This window comes from Pseudomonas parasichuanensis (assembly GCF_021601385.1).
Classification (GTDB): Bacteria; Pseudomonadota; Gammaproteobacteria; order Pseudomonadales; family Pseudomonadaceae; genus Aquipseudomonas; species Aquipseudomonas parasichuanensis.
In genome coordinates, this window is record NZ_BQHO01000016.1 from 26,408 (window position 1) to 41,303 (window position 14,896).

Annotated in this window: 16 protein-coding genes and 1 riboswitch; of the genes, 1 reads left to right on the forward strand and 15 read right to left on the reverse strand. The window is 67.1% G+C overall.

Going from position 1 to position 14,896, the window contains the following annotated elements; translation table 11 throughout:
* Positions 1-31 precede the first annotated feature (31 nt).
* The 12 genes from L6D77_RS14310 to L6D77_RS14365 all read right to left on the reverse strand — a co-directional run bounded on the left by L6D77_RS14310 (position 32) and on the right by L6D77_RS14365 (position 10,991).
* Positions 32-1,369, reverse strand: coding sequence for an OprD family porin (locus L6D77_RS14310; RefSeq protein ID WP_232884216.1), 1,338 nt, complete (start codon positions 1,367-1,369; stop codon positions 32-34).
* Complete coding sequence (locus tag L6D77_RS14315) at positions 1,366-1,800, reverse strand: pseudoazurin (RefSeq protein ID WP_232884217.1); 435 nt, start codon at positions 1,798-1,800, stop codon at positions 1,366-1,368. The genes L6D77_RS14310 and L6D77_RS14315 overlap by 4 nt, the downstream gene beginning before the upstream one ends.
* A 17-nt stretch (positions 1,801-1,817) precedes the next feature.
* A complete protein-coding gene (locus L6D77_RS14320) occupies positions 1,818-2,606 on the reverse strand; it encodes an ABC transporter ATP-binding protein (RefSeq protein ID WP_232884218.1) in 789 nt (262 codons plus the stop codon).
* Positions 2,603-3,619, reverse strand: a complete 1,017-nt coding sequence (locus tag L6D77_RS14325; protein ID WP_232884219.1) for a FecCD family ABC transporter permease — start codon at positions 3,617-3,619, stop codon at positions 2,603-2,605. The genes L6D77_RS14320 and L6D77_RS14325 overlap by 4 nt, the downstream gene beginning before the upstream one ends.
* Positions 3,616-4,629 carry an ABC transporter substrate-binding protein gene (locus L6D77_RS14330; protein ID WP_232884220.1) on the reverse strand — a complete coding sequence of 338 codons (1,014 nt, stop codon included), beginning with the start codon at positions 4,627-4,629 and terminating at the stop codon, positions 3,616-3,618. The genes L6D77_RS14325 and L6D77_RS14330 overlap by 4 nt, the downstream gene beginning before the upstream one ends.
* Before the next feature lie 113 nt (positions 4,630-4,742).
* Positions 4,743-4,941, reverse strand: a riboswitch (cobalamin riboswitch).
* Between the two features lie 26 nt (positions 4,942-4,967).
* Positions 4,968-6,134, reverse strand: coding sequence for an acetyltransferase domain-containing protein (locus L6D77_RS14335; RefSeq protein WP_232884323.1), 1,167 nt, complete (start codon positions 6,132-6,134; stop codon positions 4,968-4,970).
* A gap of 283 nt (positions 6,135-6,417) precedes the next feature.
* Positions 6,418-7,194: a ParA family protein gene (locus L6D77_RS14340; RefSeq protein WP_232884221.1), complete on the reverse strand. Its 777-nt coding sequence runs from the start codon at positions 7,192-7,194 to the stop codon at positions 6,418-6,420.
* A gap of 123 nt (positions 7,195-7,317) precedes the next feature.
* Positions 7,318-7,797, reverse strand: a complete 480-nt coding sequence (locus L6D77_RS14345; RefSeq protein WP_232884222.1) for a DUF2059 domain-containing protein — start codon at positions 7,795-7,797, stop codon at positions 7,318-7,320.
* Between the two features lie 84 nt (positions 7,798-7,881).
* Entirely contained in the window at positions 7,882-8,466 is a 585-nt protein-coding gene (locus tag L6D77_RS14350) for a LysE family translocator (protein WP_232884223.1), read from the reverse strand.
* 49 nt (positions 8,467-8,515) lie between these two features.
* Complete coding sequence (locus L6D77_RS14355; protein WP_232884224.1) at positions 8,516-9,346, reverse strand: AraC family transcriptional regulator; 831 nt, start codon at positions 9,344-9,346, stop codon at positions 8,516-8,518.
* Positions 9,347-9,421: 75 nt separating this feature from the next.
* Positions 9,422-10,036: a LysE family translocator gene (locus L6D77_RS14360; RefSeq protein ID WP_110992839.1), complete on the reverse strand. Its 615-nt coding sequence runs from the start codon at positions 10,034-10,036 to the stop codon at positions 9,422-9,424.
* A gap of 34 nt (positions 10,037-10,070) precedes the next feature.
* Positions 10,071-10,991: a LysR family transcriptional regulator gene (locus tag L6D77_RS14365; RefSeq protein ID WP_232884225.1), complete on the reverse strand. Its 921-nt coding sequence runs from the start codon at positions 10,989-10,991 to the stop codon at positions 10,071-10,073.
* 102 nt (positions 10,992-11,093) lie between these two features.
* On the opposite strand from L6D77_RS14365, the gene nfsB reads away from it, so the two are divergent.
* On the forward strand, positions 11,094-11,747 hold the full coding sequence (gene nfsB, locus L6D77_RS14370; RefSeq protein ID WP_232884226.1) for an oxygen-insensitive NAD(P)H nitroreductase: 654 nt from the start codon (positions 11,094-11,096) through the stop codon (positions 11,745-11,747).
* 149 nt (positions 11,748-11,896) lie between these two features.
* Here nfsB and L6D77_RS14375 read toward each other — a convergent pair whose 3' ends face one another.
* The 3 genes from L6D77_RS14375 to L6D77_RS14385 form a co-directional block, all read right to left on the reverse strand.
* Positions 11,897-13,051 (reverse strand): cysteine desulfurase family protein, encoded by a 1,155-nt coding sequence (locus tag L6D77_RS14375; RefSeq protein ID WP_232884227.1) that lies wholly within the window; start codon positions 13,049-13,051, stop codon positions 11,897-11,899.
* Between the two features lie 173 nt (positions 13,052-13,224).
* Positions 13,225-13,704: a DUF2269 family protein gene (locus L6D77_RS14380; protein WP_232884228.1), complete on the reverse strand. Its 480-nt coding sequence runs from the start codon at positions 13,702-13,704 to the stop codon at positions 13,225-13,227.
* Between the two features lies 1 nt (position 13,705).
* A complete protein-coding gene (locus tag L6D77_RS14385; protein ID WP_232884229.1) occupies positions 13,706-14,833 on the reverse strand; it encodes a saccharopine dehydrogenase family protein in 1,128 nt (375 codons plus the stop codon).
* Positions 14,834-14,896 lie beyond the last annotated feature (63 nt).

Sequence of the window (14,896 nt, forward strand, 5' to 3'; positions counted from 1 at the left end):
TGGCGGCCCACATGCGCTCGTCAGCAGGCCATCAAAATCCCCCGCCGATCGGCCACTCCAGCGCCACCCTGACCTGATCCCCATCCAACTCCGCCTGCGCCGTATCCCCCCGGTGCACGTTATGCCTCAGCGAAACCGCCAACCCCTTGGCCGCGCCGCTCTGCACCACATACCGCGCCTCCAGATCCCGCTCCCAGTGCTTGCCATCCTTGCCATACCCCAGATACGCATACCCCCCACGCGGATCCACATGGGTGCCATCGATATCAAACCCGCGCACATACAGCGCCGTCAGGCTCAACCCCGGCACGCCATAGGCCCCCATGTTCAAGTCATACCTGGCCTGCCACGACTTCTCGTTCGGCGCATTGAAGTCGGACATCTGCACCGCGTTCCCCAGGTAGATCGCCCCGCGGCTGACGTAGTCGAACGGCGTGTTGCCGTCCACCTGCTGCCACCCCAGGCTGAACGCATGCGGGCCCTGGGCGTAGCGCGAGACCAGGCTCCAGGTGGTGTTGTCGATGCGCCCGGACAGGGCCTTGCCGGTGTCGGTGGTGCGGTACAGGTTGAGGTCCAGGCTCACGCTGCGCTGGTCGTCGAGCGCATGGCTGAGGGTGCTGCCAAGGTAATGCTGGTTCCAGGTGTCCTCGTAGCGTGAGGTGTACAGGCTGGCGCTGGCATTGGCCGTTGGGCTCCACACTGCGCCGGCCAGGTCGAAGCTGTTGCCCTGGCGGCCGTTGGAGTAGTTCACCACGAAGCCTTGGTCGTGGCTGGAGGCATTGCGGTCGGTGCCTTCGTTGAAGTGCCCGGCCACCAGCTTGAGCCGGTCGATTTCGTTGCTGGTGAGGAACCAGCCGGTGAAGGTCTCGGGCAACAGGCGGCTGTCTGACGAGCTGAACACCGGGGTCTTGACCCGTTGCTCGCCGTAGGACAACACGGTGTTGGCGGCGCGCAGTTTTACCGCTGCACCGCCCCGGCTGTATTCGCTTTTGGGGTGGCCGTCGTTGTCGATGGCCAACAGGCGGGCCTTGCCGGCGCGGCCGCCGCCGCTGTCGAGCTGCACGCCAAGGTAGGCGTGGGCATCGACGCCCACGCCAATGACGCCTTGGGTGAAGCCGGAGCTGAAGGTGCCCATCAGGCCATAGGCCCATTCCTCGGCCTTGCCACTGCGATCGGCGCGGGGTTTGTAGGCGTTGCGCGCGGCGCTGTTACGCCCGCCGTTGCGGTAGTCGCGCTGGTCGTAGACGGTGCGGTTGAGCAGGCTCCAGCTGCTGTCTTCGACAAGGCCGTTGGCCTTGGACTGGGCGGATTCGGCCAGTGCCAACGGGCTCAGGCCCAGCAGCGGCAGGGCGATGAGCAGCGGTTTCATTGCCCGGCCTCCAGCTTTTGCAGCTGCACGGCGAGGCGGCTGGCGGCGCGGGCAGGCAGGGCGCCTGGCAACTGCGTCGGCGTGGGCGCGCCCACCTGCACCAGCATCACCATGCCCATCGCCAGGTGCGGGATGCACTGGATGCCATACAGCCCGGGCTGGCTGAAGGTGTATTCGAACGGCTGGTTGAGCTTGCTCTTGAACGCTTCGGCGCCTGCCGGCAGCAGGCCGGGAATGCTCGCGGCGTTGTGCCCGGCCTGGGTCGGCAGAAAACGCACGGTGTCACCCGGGGCGATGCGCAGGTGGTCCGGCTCGTACACCATCGCCCCCTCGGCGCCGCGGTTGAGCATCTTCACTTCGAACACCTCGGCCTGGGCGGCGGCGGTAGTCAGCAGGGTGGCGAGCAGCAGGGCGGCGAAGCGGGGCGGCATGGGCGGAACTTCCTGGTTCAGGGGGCGCGAAAACGCAGGATGCGCGCGCCGTCGAAGGGGTCGGTGAGGTAGTGGGCGTGGACGCCGAAGGTGCTCAGCAGGCGCTCGGGGGTGAGCACGGCCTCGGGTTTGCCGAGGGCGACCAGGCGGCCCTGGTCGAGCACGGCCAGGCGGTCGCAGGTGAGGGCCTGGTTAAGGTCGTGCAGGGCCACCAGGGTGGTCACCGGCAAGGCCTGGACCTGTTGCAGCAGGCTCAGCTGGTGCTGGATATCCAGGTGGTTGGTCGGCTCGTCGAGCAGCAGCACTTGTGGGCGCTGGGCCAGGGCACGGGCGATGTGCACGCGCTGGCGTTCGCCGCCGGACAGCTCACGCCAGACGCGTTGGCCGAGGTGGCTGGCGTCGACGTCGGCCAGGGCCTGGTCGACGATGGCGCGGTCGGCCTTGCCGAACGGCGCCAGCGCCGACAGCCAGGGTGTGCGGCCCAGGGCCACGGCTTCGAAGACGCTGATGGCGTCTTGGGTGTCGGCCTGTTGCTCGACCAGCGCAAGCTGTTGGGCGATGCGTCGACGAGGCAGTTTCGCCAGCGCCTCACCGAGCAGTTGCACGCTGCCAGCGGTGGGCGTGCGCAGGCCGGCGAGCAGCTTGAGCAGGGTGGATTTGCCCGAGCCGTTGGGGCCGACGATGCCGAGGGTTTCGCCGGGGCGCACAGCCAGGTCGATCCCTTGCAGCACCTCGCGCTCACCCAGGCGCAGGCTCAAGCCCTGGCAGGCGAGCGGGGCGACTTGCAGTGAATTCATCAAGGTCATGGGCGCCCCCGGCGGCTGACCAGGATCAGCGCGAACACCGGTGCGCCGATCAGCGCGGTGACCACGCCCACGGGGATCACCTGGCCGGCGATCAGGGTGCGCGAAAGGATATCGGCGACGATCAGGAACAGCGCACCGCCAAGCGCGCTGGCCGGCAGCAGGCGACTGTGGCCGGGGCCGAGCAGCAGGCGCAGGGCGTGGGGGATGACCAGGCCGACGAAACCGATGGCGCCGACGATCGATACCATCACCGCGGTCACCAGCGCCGTGCAGCTGATCAGCAGCAGCTGGGTGCGGCGCACCGGCACGCCCAGCGAGGCGGCGGAGTCGGCGCCGAAGGTGAAGGCGTCCAGGGCGCGGCGGTGCCACAGGCACACCGCGAGGCCAAGCACGGCCACCGGCAGTGCCAGCCACACCGACGGCCAGCGCACGCCGCTGAGGTTGCCCAGCAGCCAGAACAGGATGCCGCGCGCCTGCTCGGCGGTGGCCGACTTGGTGATCAGGAAGGCGGTCAGGGCGTTGAACAGCTGCGACCCGGCAATGCCTGCAAGGATCACCTGGGCGTTGTTGTGGCTGCTGCCGCTGGCGCGCGACAGCAACAGCACCAGGGCGAACGCCGCCAGCGCGCCGATGAAGGCGCCGCCGGACAGCGACAGCGCTGCGCCACCGAGGCCAAGCAGGCCGACCGCCACGGCGCCGGTCGAGGCACCGGCGGACAGGCCCAGCAAGTAGGGCTCGGCCAGCGGGTTGCGCAGCAGTGCCTGCAGCACCACGCCGCAGGTGGCCAGGCCCGCGCCGCAGGCGGCGGCCACCAGGGTACGCGGCAGGCGGTAGTTCCAGACGATGCCGGCGTCGATCGGGTCGAGGGCGTGGCCGGCCTGCCACAGCTGGTTGGCCAGCACCTGCCAGACCAGGTCGATGCCCAGGCGGGTTTCGCCGATGGCGATGCCGGCGAGCATGGCCAGCAGCAAGGCGGCCAGCGCGGCGATGGCGAGGGGTAGCAGGCGGCTCATGGTTGCGGTGCTTGGCCGCTGGCAAAGGCGGCGGACAACCGCTCAAGGCCGCGGAACAGGCGAATGCCGGCCTGCATGGCGTCGGCATCGAGGACGATGATGCGACCGTTCTTCACCGCGTCCATGTTGCGGGTTACCGGGTCGCTGCGCAGGAAGTCGAGCTTCATCTGGTAGTCGTCGGCGGGGAAGCGGCGGCGGTCCATGCGGGCGACGATCAGCCAGGTGGGGTTGGCCTTGGCCAGGGTTTCCCAGCCCACGGTGGGCCATTCTTCGCTGGACTCGACCACGTTGCGCACGCCCAGGGTCTGCAGCATGAAGTCGGCCACGCCCTGGCGGCCAGCAACGTAGGGGTCGATCTCAAGGTCGGCGCTGGAGAACCAGAACAGCGCGCTGGTGCCGGCCAGGTCCTTGCCGGCCAGTTGCTGTTTGGCGTGTTCCAACTGGCCCTTGAGCTGCGTGTTCAAGGCTGCACCACGGTCCTGCACGTCGAAGATCTCGGCCAGCTGGCTGACGCTTTTGTAGATAGTCTCGACCTTGAACGGCTGCAGGCGGGTGCCGTCGGCGCCGACCAGGTTGTCCTTGCCTTCGCAGTCGGAGGGCAGCAGGTAGGTGGGGATCTGCAACTCGGCGAACTGCTCGCGGGTGGCGACCACGCCCTGGGCACCGACCATCCACTCGAACTGCACGGCCACCAGTTGCGGGCGCTTGCCCACCACGGCTTCGAAGCTGGGGTCGTTGTCGGCCAGGCGCTCGACCTTGTCGTTCTGCGTCTTGAACTCGGGCAGCACGTTGTTGAACCACAGCGAGGTGCCGGCCAGTTTGTCGCCCAGGCCCAGTGCGTAGAGCATTTCGGTACCGGCCTGGCCGATGGTTACGGCGCGCTCGGGGGCCTGGGCGAAGGTTTGCGGCACGCCGCAGTTTTCGACGGTGAGCGGGTAATGCGTGGCGGCGGCCTGGGCCAGGCCGGTCAGCGACATGGCGGCGAGCAGGGTGGCGATACGGGGCAGCATGGTCGGGCGATCTCCTGTCGAACGGTGCACGGAATGAGCACGGACAGGCATCGCCGGGCTTCGGGCGGTGCGCCCGAGGCAAACAGCGGATGGCCATCCCGGACACCCCGCCGGTTGGTGAACATGTGCCGGCAGGTCTCCTGACTGGTGCGTCCTGGCCCTGCGCCTGCCTTCCCGGATCGCTTGATCCAGTGGCATCGATGGCGCGGGCTCGGCACCTACAGTTGCGGGGGCAGTTCCCTTTGGCGCGCCTGTGGCGGCCTGGGGATTCCCTATTAATTCCGAGTGGAAACCGGCGGGCGGCATGGTAGACCATCACCCGCAGGGTGAAAACGCCTTTACAGGTATTTGAGCCAGGCGATGTCGCGCCGGCGTGCCTTGAGGCGGGCGAAGCTGCGCACCGGCAGGTACAGCGCCGCCGCCAGCAGCACGGCACTCAGCCATACCGCAGCGATGCCATCGAAGCCGAAGTAGTCGCCATGGTTGAGGCCGAACAGCGCCACGCTGGCCAGGTACAGCAGCTTGAGCACATACAGGTGCAGCAGGTAGAAGAACATCGGCGCGGCGCCGAATACGGCCAGCATGCTGATCCAGCGGGCGCTGCCTGCGCGCTCGAAGCCGCGCAGCAGCAACAGGCCGGCGCCCAGGGTCAGGGCGAGGAACAGCAGTGATGGCGGGTATTTGGTGATATTGAAGAAGCTCATCACTGTTTGAACGACGCTTGGATAGCTGCTCCACGGCGCTTCGCCGTAGCCGTTGAGCAGGCGCAGCACGACGAAACCAAGCAGGGCGGCGCTACCGGCCAACAGCAGACGCTGCTGGCGCTCGGCGGCATTGCTGCTGCGGGCGAACCACGGGCCCAGGGCATAACCCAGGGCGATCACGCCGATCCACGGCAGCACCGGGTACGAGGTGCGCAGGCGCAGGCTGTCGGTGGCTTGCAGCCAGCCACGGTCATGCAGGATCGCCCAGGGCACATGCAGCGCCGACTCCGGGCCGAAGTGCAGGCCATCGAGCAGGTTGTGCCCGGCGACGATCAGCGCCCCCAGCGCCAGCAGCGCCGGGCGTGGCAGCCACACCAGCAGCGACAGGGCGATCATGCTGATGCCGATGGCCCAGATCACCTGCAGGTAGATCACGCTCGGCGGCAGCTGGAAGGTCCAGGCGAAGTTGACCAGGGTGAACTCCAGCGCCACCAGGAACAGCCCGCGCTTGAACAGGAACGCCGAGACATCGCTGCGGCCCTGGTACTTCTCGCCGTACAGCCAGGCCGACAGCCCGGTCAGCAGCACGAACACTGGCGCGCACAGGTGGGCCAGGGTACGGCTGGCGAACAGGCTGGGGTCGGTGGCGTCGATGCTCATCGGGTCGCTGACCTGGCGGTGCAGGAAGAAGGTTTCGCGCACGTGGTCGAGCAGCATGAACAGGATCACCAGGCCGCGCAGGGCATCGATGCTCTGCAGGCGCTGGGTGAGCAGGGTGGGGGAGGCGGTGGCGCTGGTCATCGGCAAGGGGTCGCAGGCAGGAATGAATGTCAAATGAAACGTTATCTTATAACTATTTATCCTGATATGAACAGAGGCCGGGGTGGGTAAATGTGTGTGCGCTGAGGCGTTGGCAGCGGCTGCTGGCAGGGTTGCAGTGCGTTCGCCTGGGCATCTTCAGCGCCTATGAGATCGAGCGCCGCCCGCGCGGCGCTCGATCTCAAGAGCGCTGCAAAGCTACCGCCCTACACCTGGAAGCCCACACGCGATCCCAAAAGGGACCTCACAGCCCCCACCATTCTCCTCACGCCGCCCGCTCCAGCACATCCAGCAACTCGACGAACTCCTGCGCCAGCCGGTGGCGCGGCGCCAGGTGCACCAGGGGCACCGCCGCTTCATGGGACTCGCGCATCTTGATCGAGTTGCTCAGGTACACCGGCAACACCGGCAGCCCTTCACCGCGCAACTGGTCCACCAGCGTCTGGTGCAGGGCGGTGCGCCCGGCGAACTGGTTGACCACCACGCCTTCCACCTGCAACGCGGCGTTATGGTCCTGGCGCAGTTCGTCGACCTCGGCCATCACGTTCAGCAGTGCCTGGCGCGAGAAGCTGTCGCAGTCGTAGGGGATCAGCAGGCGCTCGGCGGCCACCAGGGCGCTGAAGGTGTAGAAGTTCAGCGCCGGCGGGGTATCGATGTAGATCCGTTCGTAGTCCGCCGACAGCTCCACCAGCAACTTGCGCAGCTTGTTGATCTTGAACTTGCTTTCCAGCTTGCCTTGCAGGTCGGCAAGGTCGGGGCTGGCGGTGATCAGGTGCAGGTTGGCGTAGCGGGTTTCGGTGATGGCCACGCGGTGCTTCTTGCCGGTGGCCGGCGCGGGGGCGAGGGTCTGGCGGAAGAAATCGGCGATGCCCGTCGGGATGTCGTGGTTGACGAGGCCGGTCAGGTAGTAGGTGGCGTTGGCCTGGGGGTCGAGGTCCACCAGCAGGGTGCGATAACCTTCGGCGGCACTGGCGGCGGCCAGGTTGCAGGCAATGCTGGACTTGCCCACACCGCCTTTCTGGTTGAACACGACACGACGCATGGCTGAATCATCCTTGAGGGAAAATGGCAGATCAGGGTCAATCCTATGACCGAAAGGTGACAGTTTTAAGACAAGGCTTGTTACATGTCCTGCCTGCGTCGTGTGCGAGTGTGCACAGTGGTATTACGGCGCAGCTTGCTGCAACGCCTGCAGTTCATCCTCGACCTCTTGCATGCGCGCTTCGACCAAGGCCTGCACTTTCGGGTCCCTGGCGCTCTCGCGCATCAGCGCGGTCAGCTTTTCACTCAGCCGCTTGCCTTCATCGGTTTCGCCCAGCGCCTTGGCCTTGGCCGGGTCGCGGGTGGCGGCGACGATGGTGTCGAATTCGGCATCGTCGAAGTTCTTTTCGCTGTAGAGCCGGTACAGGTCCTGGCGCTGGTCCTCGACGGTGAGGTGCTTGCGCAGCACGGTCTTGATCTGTTCTTCGGGCAGCTTCGGGTGGGTCACGGCCAACAGCTGCGCCATGCGCCCGATATTGTGCTCGTAGGCTTCCTGCAGGGGCAGGCTGGAGAGGATCTTTTCTTCGCGGCTGGGTGCCTGGTCGCAGGCGGCGAGGGCGGTGAGCAGCAGCAGGGGCAACAGCAGTGTTGGCAAGCGGGGCATGGGGCAGGGGCCTTGGGCACGGTGAGGCTGGCGAGTGTACTGCAAGCAGGCCCGCCGCCAGCAGAGGCCTGCATGAAATAGCCGTCAGACCAGCAGCGCCGACCAGGCCGACACCAGCAGCAACCCCGCCAGGCTCTGGTTGAACCAGCGCAATGCCCGCGGCGAATTCAGCCAGCGCGCGCTGCCTGCCCCCAGCAGCGCCCAGGCGGTCATGCTCGGCAGGGCGATCAGCAGAAACACCAGGGTCAACCACCACAGCGGCAGGGCCGGGGTGGCGAACAGGCTGATCGTCGCCAGCGCCATTAGCCAGACCTTGGGATTGACCAATTGCAGGGTAGCCGCCTGCAGCGGGCCGAAGCCTGCGTTGTCACCGGCCTGCAGGGGCGCATCGGCGCTGCGCAGCATGCGCCAGGCCAGCCAGCTCAGCCACAGCGCGCCGGCCCAGCCAAGCAGCTGTTGCGCCAACGGGTGATCCAGCAGCAGTTCGCCCAGGCCCAGGCCGACCAGCAGCACCACCGCCGCTGCCGCGCCGCAGGCCGCCACGGTGGGTGCCAGGCTGGCACGCACGCCGCGCCGGGCACCCTGGGCGAGGATCAGCAGGTTGGTCGGCCCCGGGCTGATGCTGGCGGCCAGGGCGAACAGGGCGAAGGGCAAAAGGTTGTGGGACATGGGCGAGGCTCCGGTTGATCGTGGCCTCATGTTGGCAGCCGCCCTTGCCTCAGTCTGGAAGGTTTGAGCAGCGCTTGCGGTAGTCCGCCGGGGTCAGCCGGTAGGCGCGGCGGAACCAGCGGCCGAGGTGGCTCTGGTCGGCAAAACCGAGGGCCGTGGCGACCTCGGCCGGGCCCTGGCCGAGGGCCAGCAGCTGCCGTGCGCGGGCCAGGCGCAGCTGGATCAGGTAGGCATGCGGCGCCAGGCCGTAGGCGGCCTTGAAGGCGCGGGTCAGTCGGAAGCGGTCGACGCCGCAGACCTGCGCCAGGTCGTCCAGGCCGATGTCCTGGTCGAGGTGCGCATGCAGGTAGTCGCGGGCCACCTGTGCGGTCAGCGGCAGGCGCGGGTCGGGGTCGAGGCGCCGGCGCCACTGCAGGTGGCCGGTGAGGCAGGCCAGCAGGTCGTCGATGGCGGTCTGGCGAACGATGCGCAGTTCCTTGTGGTGCAAGGCGCTGAAGGCGCGGCTGGTGGCGCCGGCCAGGCGGGTATCGCAGTGCAGGGTGGCGGCGAAGCTGGGCAGGGCGTCGCTGGGTGCCTGCTCGAACAGCGCGTGCAATTGGTTTGCCAGCCATTGGCTGTCGAGGTACAGGGTGGAGTAGGTGAAGCCTTCGGCGGTGGGCGCCAGGCCATCATGCAGGTCGCCGGGCTCGAGCAGGAACACCTGGCCCGGTGTGCTCTGGTGGCGCACCCGGCGGCAGTTGAACTGCTGCACGCCCTGTTCGGTGACGCCGACCAGGAAGCTGTCGTGCCAGTGCGGGTCGTAGGCGTGGCCGGTGAAATGGGCGCGAACCGACTCGATGCCGGTGTCGGCGTCCTGTTTGAGGTCGATCCAGTGGCTCATGGCGGGGGCCGGTTGCGGTGGGTACTCGACCATAACGCAGAACCGGCCCTGGGGTTTAGAACGATTGTGCAGCGCTTAACGCTGGGCAAATGCCAGGTTGATGCCCAGGCCGGCGAACGAGGCGGCAAAGCCTCGGCGCAGCCAGGCCTGCACCTTGGGCGAGTCGATCACTGCACGGCGGAACAGGTGGGCAAGCAGCCCATAGAGTACGAACACGACGAAGGTCATCAGCATGAACACCGCGCTCAGGCCGAGCATCTGCACCACGGCGGAACCGGCGTGGGGGTCGATGAACTGCGGCAGGAAGGCGAGGAAGAACAGGGTCAGCTTGGGGTTGAGGATGTTCAGCAGGCAGGCCTTGAGCACCAATTGGGCGGCAGCGGCCGGCGGTGCTTTTTCATCCACGGCGAAGGCCGCGCGATCACGCCAGGTGGCGTAGGCCAGGTACAGCAGGTAGGCGACCCCGGCGAATTTCAGCCCCTGGAAGGCGAGGGCGCTGGCGTGCAGCAGCGCCGACAGGCCGAGCACCGAGGCCAGCAGGTGGGGGACGATCCCCAGGGTGCAGCCCAGGGCGGTCCACAAACAGGCGCGGCGCCCGGCCACCAGGGCGCTGGAGACGGTGAGGATGACCCCGCTGCCGGGGATCAGCACGATGATCAGGGCGGTGAGCAGAAATTCCAGGCTCGGCATGAATGACAGCTCCTTGCAGTCGGGGGAAGCGCCACTATACGCCGGGGCCGACCGGCTGCAATACACCCTCCGGACGCAGCGCGGCGAAGCGCTCGCGCAGCCAGCCGTGCAACTGCGAAACCGCGGGTGTGAGCTGTTTGCGGTGCGGGCACACCAGGGTGACCGGGGTCGGCTCGCCGGGGTGTTCGGGCAGCAGGATCTCCAGGGCGCCGACGGCAATGTCGGCGCTGACGTCCAGCCACGACTTGTAGACGATGCCTTCGCCTTCCAGGGCCCAGCGCCGCACCACGTCGGCGTCGTCGCTGAACAGCGGCCCGCGTACCTGCACGGTGCGGTTGCCCAGGCGCCATTTGTCGTATACCCGGCTTTGCTGCGAATACAACAGGCAATCGTGCTGTTGCAGGGCTTCGGGCGTTTGCGGCCTGCCGTGGCGCGCCAGGTAGTCGGGGGCGGCCACCACCACCCGGCGATTCCACGGCGCCAGGGGCAGGGCAATGTAGTTGGCGTCTTCGTTGAGGCCGTAGCGGATGGCGACGTCCACCGGGTCGCGGTAGAAGTCGGCCATCTGGTCGGAGAGCAAAAAGCGCAGGCTCAAGCCTGGGTGTTCGCGGCGAAACGCACTCAGCCAGGGGCGCAGCAGGTTGCGTCCCAGGTCTGAAGGCGCGGCCACCTGCAGCACGCCGCGTAGCTGGCTGTGGCTGCCATGCAGGTCTTCACGGCCCTGGCGCAGGGTGTCGAGCACCCGTTGGGCAGTGGGCAGGTACAGCTCGCCCTCGGCGGTGAGGCGCAGGCTGCGGGTAGTGCGGGCGAACAGGCGCACATCGAGCTCGCGCTCCAGGCGCTTGATCGCCGCGGCTACCTGGCCGGGCAGCAGGTCGGCCTCGTGGGCGGCGGCGGTGAAGCTGCCCAGGGCGCTGGCACGGGCGAACAGTTCCAGGTCGGTGATGCGCAGCATTTTCACTCCAGGGATGAAAGTGTTGCTGCATTGTGCTGGTTTTTCTTTGCAGCCGGGAAGATAAGATGCGCCTCAATCACGAACCCCGAGGAGTTGCCGTTCATGGATACCGTTGCCCTGGCCAAGCGCCGCTACACCACCAAAGCCTACGATGCCAGCCGCCGCATCCCCCAGGCCACCATCGATGCGCTGCTGGAGCAACTGCGCCACAGCCCGTCCTCGGTCAACTCGCAGCCCTGGCACTTCATCGTCGCCGACACCGATGAAGGCAAGGCGCGCCTGGCCAAGAGCACCGAGGTGGGCTTTGCCTACAACACGTCGAAGATCCTCAATGCCTCCCATGTGATCGTGTTCGCCACGCGCACCGACATGACCGAGGCGCACCTGCAGGCGGTGCTGGAGCAGGAAGGCAAGGACGGGCGTTTCCGCAGCGACGAGGCGAAGGCCGGGCAGGACCAGAGCCGCCGCTTCTATGTCAACCTGCACCGCCACGACAACAAGGACCTGCAGCACTGGATGGAGAAACAGACCTACCTGGCGTTGGGGACCGCGTTGCTGGGGGCGGCGGCCTACGGGCTGGATGCCACGCCGATCGAAGGGTTCGACTTCAAGGTGATGGATGCTGAATTGGGGCTGCGCGAACGTGGCTACACCAGCGTGGTGGTGTTGAGCCTGGGGTATCACAGCGAAGAGGATTTCAACGCTGGGCTGGGCAAGTCGCGGTTGCCGGCGGGTGAGGTGTTTACCTTCCTTTGATTTTTTTAGAGGGCCGGTGAGGGCTGCGAGGTGCATGGCGAAGGATCTTCAGCGCCCTCAAGATCGAGCGCCGCGCGGGCGGCGCTCGATCTCATAGGCGCTGCAAAATCATCGGCAAGCACCAAAAGGCCCTCACCCCTCTCTGAAAATCACCAAAGCGCCACAGCCGCCGCACTCACCACTCGCCCAAATACCGCAATCGCCTGCTCCACCTCAGCCTCACTGGTATACCGCCCAATGCTCAAGCGCACACTGTTGCGCGCCTGGCGCTCATCCAACCCCAGCGCCAGCAGCACATGGGAAGCGGCATTGCTCGCCGAGTTGCACGCCGAAGTAGTGGACAGCGCCAGCTCGCCAGCAAGGTCGCGACTGTTGAACCCCTTGGCGTCGACGCACAGGTTGAAGGTGTGGGGAATGCGCTGCGCGCCGCAGCCATTGAGCGTCACCCCCGGCAAGGCCAACAGGCCCTCGCGCAGGCGGCGGGCCAGCTGCTCCAGGCGCTGGTGCTCGCTGTCCCCTGGCTGCCCGGCCAGGGCGAAGGCGCTGCCCATGCCGACAATCTGGTGGGTGGCCAGGGTGCCCGAGCGCAGCCCGCGCTCATGGCCACCGCCGTGCATCTGCGCCCGCAGGCCATTGCGGGCGCGGGCGCCGACATAGAGCGCGCCGATGCCCTTGGGGCCGTACACCTTGTGCGCCGAGAACGACATCAGGTCGACCGCTTGGGCGGCCAGGTCGATCAATACCTTGCCGACCGCCTGGGCCGCGTCCACATGCAGCAGCGCGCCGTGTTCGCGTACCCGCGCGCCGATGGCGGCGAAGTCGGTGAGGGTGCCCAGTTCGTTGTTCACCGCCATCAGCGACACCAGCCGGGTGTCGGCCCGCAGCGCCGCCTGCACGGCGTCGGGCTGGATCAGGCCGTGGGCGTCAGGCGCCAGGCGCGTTACCGCCCAACCCTGACGCTCCAGCTCGGCCACGGTGTCGAGCACAGCCTTGTGTTCCAGCTGGCTGGTGATCAGGTGGCCGGGTTGTGGGTAGCTTTGCGCGACCCCCTTGAGAGCGAGGTTGTTGGACTCGGTGGCGCCGGAGGTCCACACCAGGTCGTCGGGCTGAGCGCCGACCCGCTCGGCCACCTGGCGGCGGGCCTGTTCTACCGCTTCGCGGGCGGCCTGGCCGAAGCTGTGGCCGCTGGAGGCCGGGTTGCCGAAGTTGGCGGCACGGCCCAGGCAGCCGAGCATGGCCTCGATGACCCGGTCATCGACAGGGGTGGTGGCGGCGTAGTCGAAATAGAGGGGGGCGTTGTGCATAGCGAGGGCTTGTCCGTGCGGGACGCCGCCAGTCGGCATCCATGTACGGCATGTTACGAGGGCTGATGGGCAAAGGTTTTTCCTATTGCTCGCCCGGGCGATTGTTTCAGAATAATTCGTTCTGCGCATTGCATGTTTTAGAGAAATATTTTCTCCTCGTGCTGCGCTTCAAATCACAGCCATTGCCAAGGTGCCTGCTTTTTCACCATCACCAGCACCATCAGGAACATCCCGGAAAAACCGATCACACCCATCCACAGCCAATAGCGGTACAGCCGGTGGTAGTGCGGGCCCAGCGGGGCATGCGCCTCGACGGCCCGGGCGGCGAGGGCTTGCAGGCGGGTCTGCAACAACAGCACCGGCAACCACAGCGCGCCCACACCGAAGAAGATCGCCAGCGCAGCGCGCAGCCAGTCCATCGACCAGTCCATGCCTGCCGTGCGCACCATGGCGTAGCCGGTCAACAGTTGCAGGAAGCCGGCCGGGGTGGTGATCCAGGCGTCGAAGCGCACCACCATCCTGGCCACGGCGGCGATCACCCGCGCATCGCCTGTGCGGTGGGCGGCGATCAGGTAGAGGTAGGAGCCCATGCCGAAGCCGAACAGAAATACAGCGGCGATCACATGCAGGTACTTGAGCAGCAGGTAATCCATCTCAGCCACGCCCCTGCTGGAAACTGACGCTGTAGCGGATCTTGTCCGGCGCGCCGATGGCTGCCAGGTATTGCTCAACGCTTATCTCGCCCACGCAGGGCCGCGCGCCCACCTCGGGCTGGTAGCCCTCGGTTAGCCTGGCCATCAGCGCCACCGCCGCGCAGCTTGGGATCTCCGGGCCTTTGTCATCGGTTGCGCTGACCTGGGCACGCAGGCGCAGCGGCTGGCCGTTTTCGTCGAGGCCGCGCACATCCAGGTACATCGCGCTCTTGCCATTGCCGCAACGCTCGAAGCGCAGGCCCAGGCGGTGCAGGCGCCGGGCCCAGGGCAGTGGGTTGCGTACCAGCCCGTACTTCACCAGCAGCGCCAGTGCCGCGTTGGCCAGGCCGCCAGCCATCAGCCCGGCACCGGCCTTGAACGCCAGGGTGCGCGCCCCGTAACGGCTGGCGAAGATGTCCATGTCTGGTACATCGACATTGCTCAGCAAGCGCCAGCCCAGGCCTGGGAGGTGGCGCAGCTGCAGGCCCAGCCAGCCGTCGACTTCACAGGGTTGGCCATCGCGCCACTGGCGGATCGGCCGCCCGGCGTAGGCAAGCACGCCTTCGATGGTGGACACGCCAGGCATCTTGGCCGAGGAGGAGATGCCGTGCTCGATCGACTCGATGTGGCTGAAGCGCAGGCGCTGTTCGTCGAGGATCGCCGAGGACAGGCTGGGCACCGAGCTGCAACCACTGAGCAGCGCCACGCCCGCCTGGCGGGCGCGGGCGTCGAGCTGGGCGATGCCATTGACGAACTGCCGGCAGTCTGCCAGGTCGCAATAGCTGGCGCCGGCCTCGATGCAGGCTTCGGCGACGCGGTAGGGCTGGCCCTGGAACGGCCCGCCGGTGTGGATCACCCAGTCGATGCCCAGTTGGCGCAGGGCCTCGGCGAAACCGGGGGCCATGGCGTCACCGCACCAGCTGCCGTGCAGCGATGCGCCTGTGCCGCTGAGCTGCTCACCGAGCTGGGCAAGCGACTGGGCGTTGCGCCCGGCGATGACCAGCTGCACGCCCGGCATCTGGTTCAAGTGGCGGCTGATGATGCGCCCGAAGTTGCCGTAGGCGCCGATCACCAGGGTCCTGATAGCCATGCTGCGTTCCTTGTGCCGTGAATCTGCAATGCCCGGGGCAGGGCGGCGCAAGGGTTACCCAAA

Excerpts from the sequence above, each read along its gene's own strand:
- L6D77_RS14330 (WP_232884220.1), bottom strand. The coding sequence starts at position 4,629 with ATGCTGCCCCGTATCGCCACCCTGCTCGCCGCCATGTCGCTGACCGGC.
- L6D77_RS14345 (WP_232884222.1), bottom strand. The coding sequence starts at position 7,797 with ATGCCCCGCTTGCCAACACTGCTGTTGCCCCTGCTGCTGCTCACCGCC.
- L6D77_RS14350 (WP_232884223.1), bottom strand. The coding sequence starts at position 8,466 with ATGTCCCACAACCTTTTGCCCTTCGCCCTGTTCGCCCTGGCCGCCAGC.
- L6D77_RS14325 (WP_232884219.1), bottom strand. The coding sequence starts at position 3,619 with ATGAGCCGCCTGCTACCCCTCGCCATCGCCGCGCTGGCCGCCTTGCTG.
- L6D77_RS14320 (WP_232884218.1), bottom strand. The coding sequence starts at position 2,606 with ATGACCTTGATGAATTCACTGCAAGTCGCCCCGCTCGCCTGCCAGGGC.
- L6D77_RS14365 (WP_232884225.1), bottom strand. The coding sequence starts at position 10,991 with ATGCTGCGCATCACCGACCTGGAACTGTTCGCCCGTGCCAGCGCCCTG.
- L6D77_RS14360 (WP_110992839.1), bottom strand. The coding sequence starts at position 10,036 with ATGCCGAGCCTGGAATTTCTGCTCACCGCCCTGATCATCGTGCTGATC.
- L6D77_RS14375 (WP_232884227.1), bottom strand. The coding sequence starts at position 13,051 with ATGCACAACGCCCCCCTCTATTTCGACTACGCCGCCACCACCCCTGTC.
- L6D77_RS14315 (WP_232884217.1), bottom strand. The coding sequence starts at position 1,800 with ATGCCGCCCCGCTTCGCCGCCCTGCTGCTCGCCACCCTGCTGACTACC.
- L6D77_RS14385 (WP_232884229.1), bottom strand. The coding sequence starts at position 14,833 with ATGGCTATCAGGACCCTGGTGATCGGCGCCTACGGCAACTTCGGGCGC.
- L6D77_RS14380 (WP_232884228.1), bottom strand. The coding sequence starts at position 13,704 with ATGGATTACCTGCTGCTCAAGTACCTGCATGTGATCGCCGCTGTATTT.
- L6D77_RS14340 (WP_232884221.1), bottom strand. The coding sequence starts at position 7,194 with ATGCGTCGTGTCGTGTTCAACCAGAAAGGCGGTGTGGGCAAGTCCAGC.
- L6D77_RS14355 (WP_232884224.1), bottom strand. The coding sequence starts at position 9,346 with ATGAGCCACTGGATCGACCTCAAACAGGACGCCGACACCGGCATCGAG.
- L6D77_RS14310 (WP_232884216.1), bottom strand. The coding sequence starts at position 1,369 with ATGAAACCGCTGCTCATCGCCCTGCCGCTGCTGGGCCTGAGCCCGTTG.
- L6D77_RS14335 (WP_232884323.1), bottom strand. The coding sequence starts at position 6,134 with ATGACCAGCGCCACCGCCTCCCCCACCCTGCTCACCCAGCGCCTGCAG.
- nfsB (WP_232884226.1), top strand. The coding sequence starts at position 11,094 with ATGGATACCGTTGCCCTGGCCAAGCGCCGCTACACCACCAAAGCCTAC.